Below are 19,439 nucleotides of genomic sequence, written 5' to 3'. Positions count from 1 at the left end.
GATCTTTCTATCACTCAGCGATCACTCAGCCGCTGTCACATTCGAGGGGTTGTTGGGATGCTGGGTCCAGTTGCCGTATTCCTCAGGCACTGTTTCACCGGTACGCTCGTCCAATTGACCGGCGGCGACCTGTTCCATGGTGATACAGTTTTCGATCGGACAGACGTTAACACAGAGGTTACAGGCCACGCATTCGTCGTCTTTGACGGTGAATGTGCGATCCTCTGACATGTCGATCGCCTGGTGGCTGGTATCCTCGCAGGCAGCGTAGCAGCGGCCGCATTTGATGCAGGCGTCCTGATCGATTTTGGCCTTGGTCACGTAGTTCAGGTTCAAATACTGCCAGTCGGTCACATTCGGCACCGCACGGCCCACCAATTCGCTGGTGGAGGTCATGCCCTTGCGATCCATGTAGTCGCTAAGACCCGAGATCATTTCCTCAACCACTTTGAACCCGTAGGTCATCGCCGCCGTACAGACTTGCACGTTGCCTGCGCCCAGCGCCATGAACTCTGCCGCGTCGCGCCAAGTGGTCACACCCCCGATGCCAGAGATCGGCAGGTTCGCGGTTTCAGGGCTGCGGGCGATTTCGGCCACCATGTTCAGCGCAATGGGTTTCACCGCTGGGCCGCAATAGCCGCCGTGGGTGCCCTTGCCGTCAATGGTGGGTTCGGGCGCGAAATCATCCAGATCGACCGAGGTGATGGAGTTAATGGTGTTGATCAGGCTAACCGCGTCCGCCCCACCGCGCAGCGCGGCCTCGGCGGGTTTGCGCACGTCGGTGATGTTTGGCGTCAACTTCACGATGCAGGGCATTTTGGAATACTGTTTTACCCAAGATGTCACCATCTCGATATATTCCGGCACCTGCCCCACGGCAGATCCCATGCCGCGTTCCGCCATCCCGTGCGGACAGCCGAAGTTCAGCTCTACCCCGTCAGCGCCGGTGTCTTCGATGCGGTGCAGGATGTCTTTCCAGCTTTCCTCATCACAGGGCACCATGAGAGAGATGATGACCGCGCGATCCGGGTAGTCGCGTTTCACCGACTTGATCTCTCGCAGGTTGGTTTCCAGCGGGCGGTCGGTGATCAGTTCGATGTTGTTGAGGCCCAGCAGGCGACGATCCGCGCCCCAGATCGCGCCGTAGCGCGGACCGTTTACGTTGACGACAGGCGGCCCTTCGGCGCCAAGGGTTTTCCAGACCACACCGCCCCAGCCAGCCTCAAAGGCGCGGCGAACGTTGTATTCCTTGTCAGTCGGCGGCGCAGAGGCCAGCCAGAACGGATTGGGGGATTTGATCCCGATGAATTCACTGGTGAGATCGGCCATTGTGCTATCTCCTTCCTCGGTTACGCCGACAGGGCGGCGTGAATGTCTTCGGCTGCATCGCGGCCCTCGGCCACGGCGGTCACGGTCAGGTCATCCCCGCCCGAGGCACAATCGCCCCCGGCCCAGACACCTTTGAGGCTGGTGCGCCCGCCATCGGTGACGGTGATTTTGCCACGTTCGACCGCAGGCAGATCATCGCCGCCCAACTGCTGACCGATTGCCTTGAACACCTGATCGGCAGCAAGGCGCACGGTTTCGCCGGTGGGCTGCAGGCTGTCGTCGGTGTAGTCGAATTCGATCTCTTGCACCGCACCATTGCCGATCACCGCTTTGGGTGAGGCATTGGTGATGATGCGCACGCCTTTGGTCGCCGCCAACTCTTGTTCAAACGCGGATGCGTTCATCCGGTCCTTACCACGGCGATAGACCAGACTGACGTTCAGCGCGCCCAACAGTTTGGCCTGCACGGCTGCATCCACAGCGGTCATGCCGCCGCCGATCACCACAACGTCGCGGCCAATGGCGACCTCTGCCAGATCGTCCGCCTGACGCAGTTCAGCGATGAAGTCGACCGCGTCCAGAACGCCATCCTTATCCTCACCATCAACGCCCAATGCGTTCACGCCTGCCAGACCGATGCCGAGGAAAACAGCGTCATGATCCGCCTTGAGCTTATCCAGCGACAGGCCAGTGCCCAGCCCTTTGCCATGCTGCACGGTGATACCACCGATCTGCATCAGCCAAGCGACCTCTTTTTCCGCGAACCCATCGACGGATTTGTAAGCGGCGATGCCAAACTCGTTCAGACCACCTGCTTTGGCGCGGGCGTCGTAAATGGTGACGTCATGTCCCTTCATTGCCAGACGGTGAGCGCAGGACAGACCCGCCGGGCCAGCGCCAACAACAGCGATGTGTTTGCCAGTGGGCTCCGCGCGGGTGAAGGGATGCACGCCCGCTGCCATCAGCGTATCGGTGGCGTAGCGTTGCAGGTTACCGATCTCCACCGGTTTGCCTTCGGCGGTTTCACGCACGCAGACCTGTTCACACAGGGTTTCGGTCGGACAAACACGGGCACACATGCCGCCCAGAATGTTCTGTTCCAAAATCGTTTTCGCCGCCGCTTCGGGCGTGCCAGTAGCGATCTGGCGAATAAACAGGGGAATGTCGATATCGGTTGGACAGGCCGTCATGCACGGCGCGTCGTGGCAAAAATAGCAACGATCCGCAGCGACCAGCGCCTCGTGATCGTCAAGAGGGGGATGAAGATCGGAAAAATTATCCGCCAGATCCCCCGAAGGAAGCCGCCCTGCAACAATGCCTGGCGTCAGCGCGTTCGAAGTCATGTGTACCTCCACTGAGCTTGGTTTTGTCTCTATTTTTGCGACTCAGCTTGCACTCATTTTGTTTTTTTCCAAATGGTAAAATTTAGGCATTTTGGAAAAACAAATAATATCAGAACATTAGATTATTTCAGCCATCTCAAACACGGGCCAAGACCTCCTCATTGATGAGGATTTTATCACCTTGCCGCAGTCGCTACTGCCTGTCCCAGACAGCCATTCCGCCCCCACAACAACTGTCGCGTAGCGGCACACCATTTGGGGCCGGATCACGCCATTTGACCCCGAAGGAGGCCCACGATGGGACTGCGCTTTTTCTCTGGCAAGGATCGTCCAGTTCACCTTGGTCCCTACCCTTTGGAACGACTGAAGCGGTTGGAAAAAGTCGACCTGTCGAAGGTACCCACATGGCAGCCGGTCAGCTTTCGCCGCACCGATGCGCCGGAAAGCATCGTCAACGCAATGGGTGAATACCAGGCGATGCTGGATGCGATCCGCGATGGTGGGGTGAACCGGCTTCAATCCGACATTCCCAGCGACCCACAGGAACGTGCCAACCATCTGAAGGCTTTTGGTTATTTCAACGACGCCAGCATGGTTGGTATCTGCCGCCTGCCAGACAGCGCGCGCCTGCCTGCGCCTGTGCTGAACCCCGACATCGCCCGGCTGGCCGAGGCGCTGCAGACACGCCAGACCAAAACGCTGGCCTCCGGCATCGACATGATCATGGCAGAGCTGAAAGAGGCGATGGCCGCCCCGCCCTCATCCATCAGCGATCACGAATTTGCGCTGGTCTTTCTATATGAATATCCCCGCGATCCTGATGGAGATGAGGCGGGCACCGATTGGATACAGGACGCGCAAGCGCAACGCGCCTGCCTGCGCGCCAATGAAACGGCGGCGGTTCTGGCAAACTACATCCGGCTTTTGGGATGGGGGGCCAAGGCGCATTCGGGGGGATCATCGGATGTGGATCTGAACCAAATGGCCGTCGCCGCCGGTCTGGCCACGGTCGAAAATGGCCAACTGATCGCGCCATGGCTGGGTGGGCGCTTTGGTCTGGCCGCCGTGACCTGCACATTGCCAGTCGCGACCGATCAACCACTGGCCCCGATGGTGCAACAGCCATGGCGCGCCACGTCCGGTCCCGCTTGGATGCTGGGGATGGGCAGTGAAAAATCGGCGCTGAACCGTGATCCTTTTGCCAAACGGCGCTTTGCCGATGGGGGCCATCCGTTTGAACGGCTGAAACGGGTGGAGGATCCGACCACCTATATTGACGAACCCAATGTGGCCCGCGTGCCCAAACGTACCGATATGTTTGCCCGCGCCCTCTTTGGTGACATGGGCAAGCATGTGCAGGAGGCCACGAAAAATGGCCATTACGTGCGCAAATCCGCGCCCAGTTTTGCGCAACGCCGTGCCCTTGGTGCCTTTGTTGTCATCCAGAACGGCGATCCGAATCCAGACGGCTCACGCCCCACAGATGCCGAACGCAATGCGCTCAACATCAAGGCGACCAGCTACTTCCTGGGCGCCGATGCGGTGGGGCTGAGCCGCTGTCCCGATTTTGCGTGGTACAGCCATGATGCTGCGGGCGAAGAGATCACCCCGCGCCACGGCAACGCCATTTCGATGATCATTGATCAGGGCCGTGAAACGATGGAGGGATCATCGGGCGATGACTGGATCGCGGTGGCGCAGTCGATGCGGGCCTACCTGCGCTTTTCGCTCTTGGGTGGGGTGATCGCACAGCAGATCCGCAACCTTGGCTATTCGGCCAAGGCCCACACGGTGATGGATGGTGAGGTGCTGCAGCCGCCACTATTGCTGCTGAGCGGCTTGGGGGAGGTCAGCCGCATTGGCGAGGTGATCCTGAACCCCTACCTAGGCCCGCGCCTGAAATCCGGCGTGGTGACCACCGACATGCCGATGGCGCATGACAAGCCGATTGATTTCGGCCTGCAAAAGTTCTGCGAAAGCTGCAACAAATGCGCCCGCGAATGTCCATCCGGCGCAATCACCGCTGGACCCAAGCTGATGTTCAACGGCTATGAGATCTGGAAATCAGACAGCCAGAAATGTGCAACCTACCGGATCACCACACCGGGCGGGGCGATGTGTGGGCGCTGCATGAAAACCTGCCCGTGGAACCTAGAGGGGCTGTTTTCAGAGGCGCCGTTCCGCTGGGCCGCCTCCAACATCCCCGCTGCCGCGCCGGTATTGGCGAAGCTGGATGATCGCCTTGGCAATGGCGGCCTCAACGATGTGAAGAAGTGGTGGTGGGATTTGGAGCTGTCTGAGGATGGCGCCTATTATCCTAGCAAACACCCCCTGAACCGCCGTGGCCTGCAAACCGATCTGGACCTGCGCTATGAGGATCAGACGCTGGCGGTTTACCCCGCCCATCTGGCCCCGCCGCCGTGGCCCTACCCCTTTCCCATGGATCGCGAGGCCGGGATTGCCGCGTATCAGGCGATGATACCGGCAGAGGAATACCGTAAGCGATTGGCGGCAGGCGATTTCACCATGCTGCACCGTTATCAGGTGGACACTGCCGACGCACCCGTGATCCGCGTCGCGGTCAGCAAGGTGGAGGCGATGACCGCTGATGTGACCAAGTATGAGTTCACCACCCTAGACGGCGCGCCGCTGCCGGATTGGACCGCTGGTGCCCATCTGGATGTCTTGGTCGCGCCAGAGTTTTTGCGTCAGTATTCCATGTCCGGCGATCCGTCGATCACTGCCAGCTATCAGATCGGTGTATTGCGAGAGGATGAGGGGCGCGGTGGCTCTGCCCTGTTGCACCGGATCTTTGAAGAAGGGCGCAAGGTCTTCATCTCCAAACCCATCAATCACTTCCCACTGGTGGAGGAAGCGACAAAGACTTTCCTCATGGGCGGCGGGATCGGCATCACGCCGATGATTGCCTTTGCCCATCGCCTGCACGCTTTGGGGCGTGATTTTGCGCTACATTATTCCTGCTCCAGCCGCGACAGTGCGGGCTATCTGGCGGATCTGACCGCAATGCCATGGGCGGACAAAGTGCATTATCACTTCTCCGCTGAAGGCACCCGCGCTGATCTGGACGCGATCTTGTCCGGTTACAGCGATGGATGGCATGTCTACACCTGCGGGCCGGATCGCTACATGGCGGGCGTGATGGAAGCGGCAGAGCGTCAGGGTTTTCCTGAGGATGCCCGCCATCTGGAATATTTCAACGTTCCTGATCAACCAGATTATGAAAACCACCCCTTCACCCTAAAACTGCGCGATGGCCGTCGTCTGGACGTACCTGCATACAAAACCGCCAGCGATGTGTTGATTGAAAACGGCGTGCATGTGGATGTGAAATGCGCCGACGGCATCTGCGGCGTGTGCAAATGTGGCTTGGTTTCAGGCGCGGTAGAGCATCGCGACTATGTCCTGTCCAACGCCCAACGTGAAAACAGCATTATCCTGTGCCAATCCCGCGCAGCTGAGGCGGGCGGCGAGGTAGAAATTGATCTGTGAGCCCCAAAACAGTGACGCCCGCGTGACAATTTCGCGCGGGCTTCATTCTGCAGTTGCAAAATATTATGCTGCACCGTAGCATTTCGGTATGACCAGCAAAACACGCCTTTCCAAAGCTGACTGGTTAAAAGCCGGTTTTACCGCCCTCACAGAAGGCGGTCCCAGTGCGTTGAAGGCAGAACCGCTGGCGCGACGGCTGGGCACCTCCAAGGGATCTTTTTATTGGCATTTCGCTGATGTCGCCGCCTTTCAGTCCGCCATGCTCGATGTGTGGGAAGCTGAGGCGCTGACCGCCCTCACCACAGTCATTGAGGAAGAGCCGAACGCAGGCGCCCGACTACGTAGGCTAGCTGCAGGCATTACCGACTACAGCAGCACAGTCACCGCAGATACCAACCCCGAGCGCCTCATTCGTGCGTGGGCCAAAGATGCGCCAACAGTTGCAGAACGGCTGACCAAGGTCGACGGCCTGCGACTGGATCTATTGAATGGCCTATTGCAGGAAAGCGGGATCTCCAACCCTGATTGGGCGCAGCTGATTCTGGCCGCCTCTGTCGGACTGAAAGAGCTACCGCAGACAGACAACGCACCAATGGGTTCGTTGATTGACCTGGTCATGTCCCTGCGCTGAACGCGCGCTACCGCAGCAATCGATCAATAAACCGCTGACGCGCCTCTGGCAGTGGACGACCCCGGGTGCCCGACGCCAGCGATTTTTGCAAAAAATGCCCCGTGGTGCGCAGGCCCAGTGCCACCTCACGCGGGTCAGGATCCAACCCACCCTTGAGCGCAAAGGGCAAGGGCAGCAACCGGTCCGCCCATTCGCCCGCCCCCTCGCGCGATACGGCGCGGCCCGTTTTGGGCGACACGTAGGCCAGATCCTGCGTCTTGCCCGTCACCGCACATTGGCTAAGGTCTAAGCCATAGCCCAACTCCTCCAGCAGTGCCTCTTCCCAGCGCAGGTAGGCCAGCGGCCACAGCTCATGTTCGTCCAGAATATCAAATAGCGCTTTGGTGCGTTCGTAGAATTCGGGATGCGCCTCACGCTCTGGCAAAGAATGCACCAACAGCGCACAAACCGCATTCAGCCCCGCCAGTGCCTGACGGTCTTGCATCACCATCGCCGCGCGGCTGCGCAGCGGCTCCACAGTGTAGCTGCCAATGTGATCCTCAAGCCGTGCGCGCCATTGCACATCCAGCTGCGCGCCCGGTTGTAGGTGTGGGGCGATCTTGCGGCTGGTGGCACCGCGCATAATGCCTGCATGAATGCCGCGCGTGGGGGTAAAAACCTCTAATATCGCAGAGGTTTCGCCATGCTTGCGCACCGCCAGCAATATGCCCTGATCACGCCATTCCATGATGCACTGTTGCCTCTCAGGCCCCGCTCTGCAAGGCCGGATGCGCAAGCCGGATCAATCTGCCAAACCCGGCTCATCCAGCAGATGCCGACCAGCACGATCCTCTACCTCGACCACCCAGAGATCAGGGTCAAAACTGCGCTGTTTGGCGATTGAGGCGTCCACGTCACGCTCTTCGCCTGCAGACAGTTCCATCCACATCCGCTGCCCCGTCATCAGGTCAAACGAACGCTGGTAGCATGCCGCCTGCCCGTCCAGTGTGTTCAACTTTACCAGCACCGCCCCAGCGGTGTCGTCCCCATGCGCCACCACGAAAGCAGGGATGTCATATAGGCGCAAACGGGTAAGGTAGGCATCAACCCAAATACGGGCGGTCAAACGCATGGATTAAACATCCCCGATTTCACGACGTAAGTTTTAGCAACGTAACAAGTATAATCGCCATTTTTGAGGTGAGCATGTCCAATTTCCGAAAACGCACAATCATGCCGCGTTTCCTTATCACAATCGGTGTTGCCCTATTGGGCGCGGCCTATGCGCATATCGAACTGCTGCCAGATCCCTATCAGGCGATGCTGGGTGGTTTGCTAAGCTTCTTCGGTGCATTCTGGTATCTGCACGCGATTGGTCTATTCAGGCACCATCTTTGAAATCGAGACCCATCTCGGAGTAGCGCTCTTTCTCTTCCAGCCAGTTGCTGCGCACTTTGATCTGCAAAAAGAGGTGCACCTTGCGGCCAAGGAAAGTGCTCAGCTCTTCGCGTGCGGACTTGGAAATTGCTTTGATGGTTTCCCCACGATGGCCAAGGATGATGCCCTTGTGGCCGTCACGGGCCACGTAGATCACCTGTTCCACACGGGCGGAGCCGTCTTTGCGTTCTTCCCAGCTCTCGGTTTCGACGGTCAGCTGATAGGGCAGTTCCTGATGCATGCGCAGGGTCAGCTTTTCGCGGGTCATTTCCGCCGCGATCATCCGCATCGGCAGATCAGCAATCTGATCTTCGGGGTAGAGCCACGGGCTTTCGGGCAACTCCTTCGCCAGCCAGTGGCGCAGATCCTTCACACCACGGCCCTTTTCAGCCGAAATCATGAAGGTATGCACGAAGTCATAGCGTTCGTTCAGATCGGCGCTGAGGGCCAGTAGAACCTCGGGCTTCACACGGTCGATCTTGTTGATCGCCAGCGCGACCTTACGGCCTGTGCCGATCTCACCCAGACCATCAAGGATGCGTTCAACCCCTTCGGTCACGCCACGGTGCGCCTCAACCATCAGAACGATAATATCCGCGTCCGCAGCACCGCCCCAAGCGGCGGCAACCATCGCGCGGTCCAGACGGCGGCGCGGTTTGAACAGGCCGGGGGTGTCCACAAAGACCAGCTGCGCATCGCCTTCCATCGCCACGCCACGAATACGGGCACGAGTGGTCTGCACCTTGTGGGTCACGATGGACACCTTGGCGCCAACCATGGCGTTGGTGAGGGTGGATTTGCCTGCGTTAGGCTCTCCGATCAGAGCGATAAATCCGGCGCGTGTGGTCATATGTGTTGCTTTCTCAGGTAGTCAGTATCCGCGACAGACCTCAGTGTCTGTCCGGCAAGGAATGCAGATCTAGCCGATCCTGTAGGATTCGGCCAGAACCACGTTTTTCTTAGGTCAAACGGTCCAGCAGCGCCTTGGCGGCGGCCTGCTGCGCCTGCCGTTTCGATGCGGCGGTGGCCTGTTCGCTTTCCCCGCTTTGCAGGGTGACGGCAATGGTAAAGACCGGCGCGTGGTCGGGGCCGGAACGGGCCAGTTCAACATAGCTGGGCGGGGTCTGTTTGCGCGCCTGCGCCCATTCCTGCAGCGCGGTTTTGGGGTCGCGGGCATCGGATTCGACGGTATCAATCCGGTCGCCCCACAGCCGAAGCACCAGCGCTTTGGCGGTTTCGAAATCCGCATCCAGATAGACGGCGGCAATCACCGCCTCCATCGCGTCGCCGAGCAGCGCCTGCTTGCGCCGACCACCCGACATCTGTTCAGACCGGCCCAATTTCAGCACCGCACCCAGATCAATCGCCTTGGCCACATCGGCGCAGGCCTCTTTGCGCACCAAGGCGTTGAAACGCGGGGCCAGCTGGCCTTCGCTTGCGCCTTTGTCACGGGCCAACAACGCCTCGGACATCACCAGACCCAGCACGCGGTCGCCTAGGAATTCCAGCCGCTGGTTATCCTCACGCGTGGGCGAAGACTTGGACGAATGGGTAACAGCCCGAACCAGAAGTTCGGGCTGTTTAAACTGATAGCCGATGCGCCCCTGAAAGGCGTCTAGTTCTGCTGATATCTTCATTCCACAGCCTTAAAGAAACGATCCCCGCGCCAGGTCCAGAAGGCAAACATCGACGTCCCACCAGAAGAGAACATGATGCGATCCGCGCGCCCGATCAGATTTTCATAAGGCACCATGCCAACGCCGCCAGCCAGTTTCGGCACTCGGCTGTCGGTGGAATTGTCGCGATTGTCGCCCATAAAGAAGTATTCACCTTCACCCACGGTGAAAACGGTGGTGTTATCAGCACCACGATTGCCAATGTTCAGCACCGTGTAGCTACGACCATCGGGCATGGTTTCAATCGCCGCTTCCTTGTGGCAATCGCCGCCGGCACCAACTGGCTTGTTGCAACGCGGGCTCAAACGGTGCGGCCCCTGCAGTTCGGCGACCTCAACGAAATCTTCAGTCGGCTCCTGCGGCAGAGCTTCACCATTCAGATAGACGATACCGTTTTGGACCTGCACGGTATCCCCTGGCAGACCGATCACACGCTTAATGTAATCCTGCCCAGACACCGGATGGCGGAATACGATGACATCACCGCGCTCGGGCTCTGCGCCCCAGACACGGGTATTTTCATTATCCAGAAACCCACAGATGTTCTTCGCATCTAGGCCCAGCGGGCGGATGTTCGGGCAAGACGCATAGGAATAGCCATAGGCCATTTTGTTCACGAACAAGAAGTCACCGATCAGCAGCGTCGATTTCATCGAACCCGATGGGATCCAGAATGGCTGAAAGAACAGTGTGCGGAACACACCGGCGATGACCAGCGCCCAGACCACCGTTTTGATGGTCTCAACCACCGCGTTGCCCTTTTTGGCCTCTGATGCCATCTGTGCTCACTCCTGCAAAACAACTGAATAGATTAGCTGTTTGGTAGATGAGCGGTTGCGCCAGTGCTGTCAAGGCAACAGGCGGTGAACCGCCCGCTTTCAACCCTCTGACGGAACGATTGGCCGCGCTTCGATCACCACAAAGGCCTGCGCCCAAGGATGATCATCGGTCAGGGTGACATGAATAATCGCCTCATGCCCCGGCGGAGTCATTTCATCCAGCCGCTCGCGCGCCCAGCCCGTCACCTCCATCACCGGCTGCCCGGTGGAAAGGTTTTTAACCGACATATCCTTCCACGCGATGCCCATCGCCAGACCTGTTCCAAGCGCCTTGGAACAGGCCTCTTTCGCGGCCCAGCGTTTAGCATAGGTGCCCGCCACATCGCGGCGGCGTTCGGCCTTGGCCTGTTCCAGATCGGTAAAAACGCGGTTGCGGAATCGATCGCCAAACCGTTCCAGCGTGCCAGCGATCCGGTCAATGTTCGCAAGGTCGGTGCCGATACCAAGGATCATGGGTCAGCTCGCGAACCGTGCGGTCAGGATTTTGTAACCCGCAAAACCGAAGAAGCCAGCAAAAGCCAAATCAAACCAGCGGCTGGCACGGCGATAGCCCCGCACCACGCGGTCGGATGAGAACAGGAGAGCGTAGCCTGGGAAAATGATAAACGACCCCGCATAAAGCAGGCCGAAATAGCCAAACAGCGTTGCAGGCGTCGCATCCGCAGGCGCCACCAGTGCGTAGATCGACCCCCAGCTGAGGATCGCTTTGGGGTTGGTTAGGTGAACTGCCATGCCTTTGGCAAACAGGGTGCGGGCACTGCCGGAAAACGGTGTGCCAGCGGCGGCGGCCCCGTTGGGCTGCAACGCGCGGCGCAGTGCCTTTAGCGCCAGCCAGCCCAAGTAAGCGGCACCGACATAGCGCAGCACCTCAAACAGCCAGACATTGGCCAGCATCACTGCCGACAATCCCAGCGCTGCCGCAATGCCCCAACTGGCCGATCCCGCCAAAATACCAGCCGCAAAGGCCAGCGCAGAGGTCCGACCCGCTGACATTGCGGTGCCTGCAATCCCCATGGTCGCTGGCCCGGGCGACGCCCCGGCCAACATCCATGCAATCCAGATCGCCGCAAATTCAGCTGTGATCATGCCCGCGCCTCATCCATCAGGCGGCGCATTTCAGCAATCGCGGGGGTCATGCCGCGGAAAATCGCCTCACCAATGAGGAAGTGGCCGATGTTCAACTCCATCACCTCAGGGAAGGCAGCGACGGGTTTCACGGTGTCATAGGTCAGACCGTGGCCGGCATGCACCTCTAGGCCCAGCGAATGGGCATAGGCCGACATATCACGCAGTGCCTTCAGCTCTTCCTGTGCTTTGTCGTGGTTGCCCTCGGCGGAATAGTCGCAGTAGGCACCGGTGTGCAGCTCGATCACCTCTGCCCCGATGCGCGCAGCCGCTTCGATCTGTTTGCGATCGGCGGCGATAAAGATCGACACACGGCAGCCTGCTTCACGCAGGGGCGCGATGAAATGGGCCAGCTTGTTTTCCTCACGCGCCACTTCCAGGCCGCCCTCGGTCGTGCGCTCTTCGCGCTTTTCGGGGACGATGCAGACGGCGTGGGGTTTGTGACGCAGGGCAATCGCCTGCATTTCATCGGTCGCCGCCATCTCAAAGTTCAACGGGACCGACAGCACCTCCATCAGGCCATCGATATCAGCGTCCGAGATGTGGCGGCGATCTTCGCGCAGGTGCGCAGTGATACCGTCGGCGCCCGCCTCTTCGGCCAGCTTTGCGGCCCGCAGTGGGTCAGGATAGGCACCGCCGCGTGCGTTGCGCACAGTGGCCACATGGTCGATATTCACGCCAAGGCGCAGTTTTCCCAAAGGCTCCATCGCCTTCTTCTCCTTCGTTAGAGAGATCCCCGTCTTCGCACAACCTAGTGCGGGTCAGTCCGGTTTGGAACTACCGTCGCCCTTCAGATGCGCTTTTTTCTTCAGCGCGTCCAACTTCGCCTTCAACACGCCTTTTCGGCGATTTTGATAGGCGCGGATCAGCGGGACAGAGATGAAATAGGAAATCGCACCGGCGATAATCCCGGGCGCGATGCCACCGATCATAAAGGGATAAAAGACCTGATCGTAGAACACCGACAGATCCGTCCAATCCGTTGGCGCACCAGTGAACGGGGCCTTCAGATTATGCCAAATGGCGTTTCCCGCATCAAAAAACTGCTCACCAATCGTCGCGGCGCCGTCCTCGGGATCACCATCCATCCCCAAGAGCCAATAGCCCGTGCGCATAGAGGTCATCACAATCGGCACATAGGTCAGAGGGTTGCCGAAAAACGTCGCCAGAAGCGCCGCCAGAACGTTTCCGCGCATCAAAGTCGCCAACAGCGCGGCAACCACAAAATGTAACCCGTAAAACGGACTAAAAGTCGTGAAAACACCTGCAAAAATGCCACGCGCAATCTTTTCCGGAGATCCAGGCAGACGGTGCAAACGGTGTTTTACGTAACGCGCGGCCCGCCCCCAGCCGCCACGCGGCCAGAAGAACTCAAACACGATCCTCCAGATCGGTCGTCTGTCGCGGCGTTTAAAAACCAAGGCGTTACGCCCTCCTACTCACCACTTGCCTGTTCTTGGCCACCGGGGGTGCTGGCCTGATTGGCACGCGACGGATCCCTGAACCGCGCAATTTCGGCAACGTCACTTTCCGCTTCGACGGCGGACATGACAGTGTGCAGATGTTCGGCATCGCGCAATTCGATATCGACCCTGATCCGGAAGAAATCCGGCTTGCGATCAATGAACTCGAGATCCGAGATATTGGCCTTGCACTGACCAATCAATGTGCAAATTCGTCCCAATACGCCGGCGTCATTGCCAATGGTCAATTCTAGCGTGGAATGGTGGATGGCCGGGTGCTTGCCCGCATGCCAGTGCAGATCCAGCCAGCGGTTCATCTGGTGTTCATAGGCCTGCAACGATTCGCAGTCGATTGCGTGGACCATCACGCCCTTGCCCCGACTGCCGATGCCAACGATCCGTTCGCCAGGCAACGGCTGGCAGCACTTAGCGATGTCAAAGCTTTGATCCGGCGACAGGCCGACGACCGCACGGCGCGGCTCAATATTGTCGACTTCGGTCTCTTTCAGTTCGGGGTAAACCGAATGCAACACGTCCGACGCAGTGATTTCAGCGCTGCCCAGACGGGCCAGAAGGGTTTCAACATCTTCAACCCGTAGATTACGGGCTGCAGTTTCCAAAACCTTATCCGTGGCCTTTTTATCGGCATGCTCAAAGACCGAACGCACCAATTCACGACCCAACTTGCCGTAGCGCTCTTTGTCGATCTCACGCAGCGCGCGGCGAATGGCCGTTTTGGCCTTGCCGGTGATGGCAATATCCAGCCAAGTAGCCTGCGGGATTTGGCCTTCGGCGGTGATGATTGTGATCGACTGGCCGTTCTTCACCCGTGTCCACAGGGGTACGCGCATGCCGTCCACCTTGGCACCAACACAGGCGTTGCCGATACGGGTGTGGATCGCATAGGCGAAATCCAGTGGCGTCGCGCCTTTGGGCAGCTTCACGACTTCACCTTTCGGGGTGAAGCAGAACACCTTATCGGAATACATCTCCAGCTTGACCGCTTCGAGGAAGGCATCGTGGTCCTCCTCCGCATCGAACTGTTCCGTCAGACCCGCCAGCCATTTTGCCGGATCCACCGCAAAGGGGTTCATTGACCGCACACCGTCACGGTAGGACCAATGCGCGGCAACACCGGTTTCCGCCACATCGTGCATCTGGCGGGTGCGAATCTGCACCTCTACCCGTTTGCCGTCACGGCCCGACACAGTGGTGTGGATCGAACGGTACCCGTTTGATTTCGGCTGGCTGATATAATCCTTGAACCGGCCCGGCACGGCGCGCCAGCGCTGGTGGATTTGACCGAGGGCGCGGTAACAATCATCCTCGCTATCCGTGATTACACGGAAGCCGTAGACGTCCGACAGGCGTGAGAAGCCGACGTCCTTTTCCGACATCTTGCGCCAGATCGAATAGGGCTTTTTGGCGCGGCCAAAAACCTGCGCCTCTAGTCCTGCGTTTTCAAATTCAGACCGCATATCGCCGGTAATGCGGTGGATCACATCCCCGGTTTCTTTCTGCAGCATCACAAACCGCCGCATGATCGACGCGCGCGCATCCGGGTTCAGCACCTTGAACGCCAGATCTTCCAGCTCTTCGCGCATCCACTGCATACCCATGCGGCCCGCCAGCGGGGCAAAGATATCCATGGTTTCACGGGCCTTCTGCGCCTGCTTTTCAGGGCGCATCGCCTTGATCGTACGCATGTTGTGCAGACGGTCGGCCAGCTTCACCAAGATCACCCGCAGGTCCTTGGACATGGCCATAAACAGCTTGCGGAAGTTTTCCGCCTGTTTCGTCTCGGAACTGGACAGCTGCAGGTTGGTCAGCTTGGTCACACCATCGACCAGATCAGCTACATCGGTGCCGAAGCGTTCAGCCACCTCGGAATACGAGGCTTTGGTATCCTCGATCGTGTCGTGCAGCAGGGCGGTGATGATGGTGGCGTCGTCCAGCCGCTGCTCAGTCAGAATGGCAGCGACGGCGATAGGGTGGGTGAAATACGGCTCACCCGAGTGACGAAATTGTCCCTCATGCATCGCAAGGCCATAATCATAGGCCTCGCGCAGCAATTTTTCATTGGTTTTGGGGTTATAGTTGCGAACCAGTGCGATCAGATCGTCAACCGCAATCATACCTTCCGCGTCCTTAACCTATAGCTGGGGTCTTAGCCCTGGCCTTGTGCTTCCATCAGCTGACGCAGCAGCATTTCTTCGGACATGTCGTCCTCTGCTGGTTTGTCAGCTTCACCGCCACCCATCAGCAGGGCCATCGAATCTTCTTCGGGCTCATCCACTTCGATCTGGGTCTGGTTGTTTTCGATCAGACGCTCGCGCAGGCCGTCGGCAGACTGGGTTTCATCCGCAATCTCGCGCAGGGCCACAACGGCGTTTTTGTCGTTGTCGCGATCGACGGTCAGCGGCGCACCGGAAGCGATTTCACGGGCGCGATGCGATGCCAGCATCACCAGTTCAAAACGGTTCGGAACCTTGTCTACGCAATCTTCAACGGTAACGCGGGCCATTACGACACTCCGATCATGGAAAGGGCTAGAAAGGCGGCTTTTACTGCGGACACGCAGGATTGACAAGGGATAATCAAAGGCAAATCACCTCTGAAACGGCGTCTTCCGGCAACTCGGCGCACATTTCTGCGACCGTCTTACCCAACAGCGGATGCATCCAATCTGGAGCCACCTCTCGCAGCGGCACGAGGACGAAAGCCCGATCCTGAATCCGCGGATGCGGGAGAATCAGTTGTTCAGGTGCTCGTTGTTTTTGCACCTCCAACGGCAGCTCAACCCAGCTTCGGACCGTTTTTTCGTCTGGGCATAGGGTTTGGTCAACCGCCAACAAATCAAGGTCCAAAGTGCGCCCTGCCCAACGTGACGTACGGGCGCGACCGAACTCCTCTTCTACCTGATGTAGAATTTCAAGAACTGCATCGGGCGTTAGGTCTGCCTGACAAGCCAAAGCGCCATTCACGTAGTCAGGACCGGCCCCTGCAGGAAAACAAGGAGTCTGATACAAGGGGCTGCAAACCTGCCCCTGCAAGCCCAGCTCTGCAAGGCGGGTCAGCGCGCGGGGAATAAAGGCAAGCGGACTTTCGCCTTCAAGAGGTATATTGCCGCCAAAAGCGATCAAAATTTGATGATTTTTAACCATTTATACCCTATCCTTTTGAACATGAGGCATCCCTTGCGTCCGTTTGGACGACAACTTATTTTTGATCAATAGCTGTGTGGCACACATTTTTACTCACTCACGGATCGCTACGCGCTAGTTAATCGGAAGGAAATTTTATGTTCTACAAAGACGAACGGCTGGCGCTGTTCATCGATGGATCGAACTTGTACGCTGCAGCCAAGGCATTAGGCTTTGATATTGATTACAAACTGCTGCGTCAGGAATTCATGCGCCGGGGAAAACTGCTGCGTGCGTTTTACTACACCGCACTGCTGGAAAACGTTGAATATTCGCCGATTCGGCCTCTCGTTGATTGGCTGAATTACAACGGCTTCACGATGGTGACTAAACCCGCCAAAGAATACACCGACAGCCAAGGCCGCCGTAAGGTTAAGGGCAACATGGACATCGAACTGACCGTCGATGCCATGGAACTGGCACCGCGTGTGGATCACATTGTTCTGTTCTCCGGCGACGGCGATTTCCGTCCGCTGGTTGAGAGCCTGCAGCGTCAAGGCGTGCGCGTCTCGGTCGTTTCGACCATCCGCAGCGAACCGCCGATGATCGCAGACGAACTGCGCCGCCAGGCTGACAACTTCATCGAGCTGGATGAACTGAAAGAAGTGATCGGTCGCCCACCTCGAGAAACCCCGGCCGAACGCGATCTGGCCTACACTGCGCCATAACATTCGCATCCCACCCCAATCGGAGGGGATGCCGACACTGGGTGGTTTATGAAAAACAAAAACCGGAGTCTCTGCAGGCTCCGGTTTTTTTCATTTTCTCTTGCGGCGACGACGACAAGATCAATTTGTCAGTGCAGCAACGGCATTCCGTTTATTGTGCGCCTCAATGATCTGTTTGGGCCAAGTGCTTTTGATGAAGGCCAACACTTCGGCAATCTGAGCATCCGTTAACATATCCTGATACCCTGCCATCCGGCTGCGATACCCGTTGCCCACAATCGCTTCGGTCCCGAATTTAGTAATCATGAACAATTGGGCGTCGGGATGGTGCCAAGTGTGCCCGCTGGCATCATGCGGCGGGGCGGGCAGATAACCATCCGCATCCCGGTCGCGCCAGTTCGCCTGTCCTTCCAGATTGGCACCATGACAACTGGCACAATAGTCCGCATACAACTGCCCCCCGCGCGCAACAGCGGCTGTATCTGTGTAGGGTAAAAAACCGTCGACACGGTTCTGCACATCCTGCCCATATCCAAGGGCCATGACGATCGCGACGCCACACAGGGCGCCTGCAGCCAATATCACCCTCTTTGTTTTTCTGTGCATAGAGCATCCTCCTATCAATAAAGGGTGCCACCTTCCAGCATAGGAAGGTCAAGCCCCCTTTACCCGCGCGGCAATGCGCCTTACCTCTGCCCCAAGCGACAGAGGAAACCAGCCATGACCAAACCGCCCCTTGACCTCTACCTCGCCGCACCCCGCGGCTTTTGCGCCGGTGTCGATCGGGCCATCAAAATCGTGGAAATGGCGATCCAGAAATGGGGCGCACCGGTCTATGTGCGGCACGAGATTGTGCACAACAAATTTGTCGTCGACAGCCTGAAGGCACAGGGCGCGGTCTTTGTCGAAGAGCTGACAGATTGCCCCGATGACCGGCCAGTGATTTTCTCTGCGCATGGCGTACCAAAATCCGTACCTGCCGCCGCCGAAGCGCGTGAAATGATCTATGTCGATGCCACCTGCCCGCTGGTATCCAAGGTCCACATCGAGGCAGAGCGCCATTCTGAAAACGGTCTGCAAATCATCATGATCGGTCACGACGGCCACCCTGAAACCATCGGCACCATGGGGCAGTTGCCCGATGGTGAGGTTCTGTTGGTCGAAACAGTCGAAGATGTCGCCACCGTAGACGTGCGCGATCCTGAACAGCTGGCTTTTGTGACCCAAACCACGCTGTCAGTGGACGACACCAAGGATATCGTTGCCGCGCTAGAGGCGCGCTTCCCCGCGATCCAAGGTCCGCACAAAGAAGACATCTGCTACGCCACCACAAACCGTCAGGAATCGGTGAAAGCCATTTCCGCCCACATCGATGCGCTGCTGGTTGTTGGCGCGCCAAACTCATCAAACTCGCGTCGTTTGGTTGAGGTGGGCGCGCGCAACGGCTGCGCCTATGCGCAACTGGTGCAACGTGACACCGATATCGACTGGCGCGCGCTGGACGGGATCACATCCATCGGCATCACCGCCGGCGCATCCGCCCCGGAGGTTCTGGTGAACGAAGTCATCGACGCCATCAAAGCCCGCTATGAGGTCACCGTCAAAGAGGTGGAAACCGCCAAGGAGAACGTGGAATTCAAAGTGCCACGGGTTCTGCGCGTTCCGGGATAAAGTCGTCAACGCCTACAGATCAAGCGTGACCAACGCCCGTGACGCGCTAGCTAGGCTGGGCAAGGTTCCAACAGCTACCGAGACTTGCCCAATGCCTGCGCCCACCTCCATACCTCGCCCTGCCCTTGTACTTGGACTAGCGGGCACTTTACCCTTTCTCTTTGCGGCACTGGGTCCAGTGGACGCTCAAACAGCGCTGCAACTGTCACAAAGCTACGGTCTGGTGATCCTGTGTTTCATGGCAGGCACACACTGGGGATTTGCCGCGCGGGCAGCTGTCTGGTGGGGTTATGCCCTCAGCGTTCTACCTGCGCTGGCAGCATTTTTCCTGCTGACGGATCATGCAATGGCCCCCATCGCGATTGGGGCGGTTGCGCGCCACTGGATCCTCACCGCGCTCTTTGCCGCACTGTTGCCGATAGACGCCCTATTGCAACGATCAGCACTCGCACCCCCGTGGTGGTTACGTTTGCGGCTCATGATCAGCGCCGTTGTTCTGGCGGCTCTGATCCTCATCGGCCTTGGCCAAACCCCTTGACGCCCCGCGCCAGCGCTGGCACTGCGC

At 58.4% G+C, this 19,439-nt stretch carries 21 protein-coding genes; 6 read left to right on the top strand and 15 right to left on the bottom strand.

What is annotated here, in order from left to right; all coding sequences use genetic code 11:
- Positions 1–21: 21 nt before the first annotated feature.
- On the bottom strand, positions 22–1,329 hold the full coding sequence (gene preA / locus TM5383_RS00380; protein ID WP_058317069.1) for an NAD-dependent dihydropyrimidine dehydrogenase subunit PreA: 1,308 nt from the start codon (positions 1,327–1,329) through the stop codon (positions 22–24).
- 20 nt (positions 1,330–1,349) lie between these two features.
- Positions 1,350–2,672: an NAD(P)-dependent oxidoreductase gene (locus tag TM5383_RS00375; RefSeq protein ID WP_058317068.1), complete on the bottom strand. Its 1,323-nt coding sequence runs from the start codon at positions 2,670–2,672 to the stop codon at positions 1,350–1,352.
- A gap of 297 nt (positions 2,673–2,969) precedes the next feature.
- Here TM5383_RS00375 and TM5383_RS00370 point away from each other — a divergent pair, with 297 nt between their 5' ends.
- Positions 2,970–6,182 carry a reductive dehalogenase gene (locus TM5383_RS00370; protein WP_058317067.1) on the top strand — a complete coding sequence of 1,071 codons (3,213 nt, stop codon included), beginning with the start codon at positions 2,970–2,972 and terminating at the stop codon, positions 6,180–6,182.
- An 88-nt stretch (positions 6,183–6,270) separates the two neighbouring features.
- On the top strand, positions 6,271–6,813 hold the full coding sequence (locus TM5383_RS00365; RefSeq protein ID WP_058317066.1) for a TetR/AcrR family transcriptional regulator: 543 nt from the start codon (positions 6,271–6,273) through the stop codon (positions 6,811–6,813).
- Between the two features lie 7 nt (positions 6,814–6,820).
- On the opposite strand, the gene recO is transcribed toward TM5383_RS00365, so the two are convergent.
- Together recO and TM5383_RS00355 are read right to left on the bottom strand one after the other, a co-directional pair.
- Positions 6,821–7,540 carry a DNA repair protein RecO gene (recO, locus tag TM5383_RS00360; RefSeq protein ID WP_058317065.1) on the bottom strand — a complete coding sequence of 240 codons (720 nt, stop codon included), beginning with the start codon at positions 7,538–7,540 and terminating at the stop codon, positions 6,821–6,823.
- A gap of 54 nt (positions 7,541–7,594) precedes the next feature.
- A complete protein-coding gene (locus TM5383_RS00355; RefSeq protein WP_058317064.1) occupies positions 7,595–7,924 on the bottom strand; it encodes a DUF1491 family protein in 330 nt (109 codons plus the stop codon).
- Between the two features lie 101 nt (positions 7,925–8,025).
- On the opposite strand from TM5383_RS00355, the gene TM5383_RS16650 reads away from it, so the two are divergent.
- The gene (locus TM5383_RS16650; protein WP_156415717.1) at positions 8,026–8,190 is read left to right on the top strand and encodes a hypothetical protein; all 165 of its coding nucleotides are present in this window, start codon (positions 8,026–8,028) and stop codon (positions 8,188–8,190) included.
- On the opposite strand, the gene era is transcribed toward TM5383_RS16650, so the two are convergent.
- The 10 genes from era to folK form a co-directional block, all read right to left on the bottom strand.
- Entirely contained in the window at positions 8,174–9,079 is a 906-nt protein-coding gene (gene era / locus TM5383_RS00350; RefSeq protein ID WP_058317063.1) for a GTPase Era, read from the bottom strand. The genes TM5383_RS16650 and era overlap by 17 nt on opposite strands.
- 109 nt (positions 9,080–9,188) lie before the next feature.
- On the bottom strand, positions 9,189–9,866 hold the full coding sequence (rnc, locus tag TM5383_RS00345) for a ribonuclease III (protein WP_058317062.1): 678 nt from the start codon (positions 9,864–9,866) through the stop codon (positions 9,189–9,191).
- Positions 9,863–10,684 carry a signal peptidase I gene (gene lepB, locus TM5383_RS00340; RefSeq protein WP_058317061.1) on the bottom strand — a complete coding sequence of 274 codons (822 nt, stop codon included), beginning with the start codon at positions 10,682–10,684 and terminating at the stop codon, positions 9,863–9,865. The genes rnc and lepB overlap by 4 nt, the downstream gene beginning before the upstream one ends.
- Positions 10,685–10,783: 99 nt before the next feature.
- Positions 10,784–11,197 (bottom strand): holo-ACP synthase, encoded by a 414-nt coding sequence (gene acpS / locus TM5383_RS00335; protein ID WP_058317060.1) that lies wholly within the window; start codon positions 11,195–11,197, stop codon positions 10,784–10,786.
- 3 nt (positions 11,198–11,200) lie between these two features.
- Positions 11,201–11,830 (bottom strand): LysE family translocator, encoded by a 630-nt coding sequence (locus tag TM5383_RS00330; RefSeq protein WP_058317059.1) that lies wholly within the window; start codon positions 11,828–11,830, stop codon positions 11,201–11,203.
- Positions 11,827–12,576: a pyridoxine 5'-phosphate synthase gene (locus tag TM5383_RS00325; protein WP_058317058.1), complete on the bottom strand. Its 750-nt coding sequence runs from the start codon at positions 12,574–12,576 to the stop codon at positions 11,827–11,829. The genes TM5383_RS00330 and TM5383_RS00325 overlap by 4 nt, the downstream gene beginning before the upstream one ends.
- A 54-nt stretch (positions 12,577–12,630) precedes the next feature.
- Complete coding sequence (locus TM5383_RS00320; RefSeq protein ID WP_058317057.1) at positions 12,631–13,290, bottom strand: DUF2062 domain-containing protein; 660 nt, start codon at positions 13,288–13,290, stop codon at positions 12,631–12,633.
- Positions 13,291–13,304: 14 nt separating this feature from the next.
- Complete coding sequence (locus TM5383_RS00315) at positions 13,305–15,467, bottom strand: RelA/SpoT family protein (RefSeq protein ID WP_058317056.1); 2,163 nt, start codon at positions 15,465–15,467, stop codon at positions 13,305–13,307.
- Positions 15,468–15,499: 32 nt separating this feature from the next.
- Positions 15,500–15,856: a DNA-directed RNA polymerase subunit omega gene (rpoZ, locus tag TM5383_RS00310; protein ID WP_058317055.1), complete on the bottom strand. Its 357-nt coding sequence runs from the start codon at positions 15,854–15,856 to the stop codon at positions 15,500–15,502.
- Between the two features lie 73 nt (positions 15,857–15,929).
- A complete protein-coding gene (folK, locus tag TM5383_RS00305; RefSeq protein WP_058317054.1) occupies positions 15,930–16,496 on the bottom strand; it encodes a 2-amino-4-hydroxy-6-hydroxymethyldihydropteridine diphosphokinase in 567 nt (188 codons plus the stop codon).
- A gap of 137 nt (positions 16,497–16,633) precedes the next feature.
- On the opposite strand from folK, the gene TM5383_RS00300 reads away from it, so the two are divergent.
- Positions 16,634–17,203, top strand: a complete 570-nt coding sequence (locus tag TM5383_RS00300; RefSeq protein ID WP_058317053.1) for a LabA-like NYN domain-containing protein — start codon at positions 16,634–16,636, stop codon at positions 17,201–17,203.
- A gap of 120 nt (positions 17,204–17,323) precedes the next feature.
- Here TM5383_RS00300 and TM5383_RS00295 read toward each other — a convergent pair whose 3' ends face one another.
- Positions 17,324–17,746 carry a c-type cytochrome gene (locus tag TM5383_RS00295; protein WP_143570256.1) on the bottom strand — a complete coding sequence of 141 codons (423 nt, stop codon included), beginning with the start codon at positions 17,744–17,746 and terminating at the stop codon, positions 17,324–17,326.
- Between the two features lie 177 nt (positions 17,747–17,923).
- Between TM5383_RS00295 and ispH the strand changes: the two genes are divergently transcribed.
- Complete coding sequence (ispH, locus tag TM5383_RS00290; protein ID WP_058317051.1) at positions 17,924–18,874, top strand: 4-hydroxy-3-methylbut-2-enyl diphosphate reductase; 951 nt, start codon at positions 17,924–17,926, stop codon at positions 18,872–18,874.
- A 91-nt stretch (positions 18,875–18,965) separates the two neighbouring features.
- The gene (locus tag TM5383_RS00285; RefSeq protein WP_076400105.1) at positions 18,966–19,412 is read left to right on the top strand and encodes a DUF3429 domain-containing protein; all 447 of its coding nucleotides are present in this window, start codon (positions 18,966–18,968) and stop codon (positions 19,410–19,412) included.
- The last annotated feature ends 27 nt before the right edge of the window (positions 19,413–19,439 follow it).

Source organism: Thalassovita mediterranea (genome assembly GCF_001458435.1).
Classification (GTDB): domain Bacteria; phylum Pseudomonadota; class Alphaproteobacteria; order Rhodobacterales; family Rhodobacteraceae; genus Thalassobius; species Thalassobius mediterraneus.
This window is presented reverse-complemented; position numbering and strand designations above follow the sequence as displayed.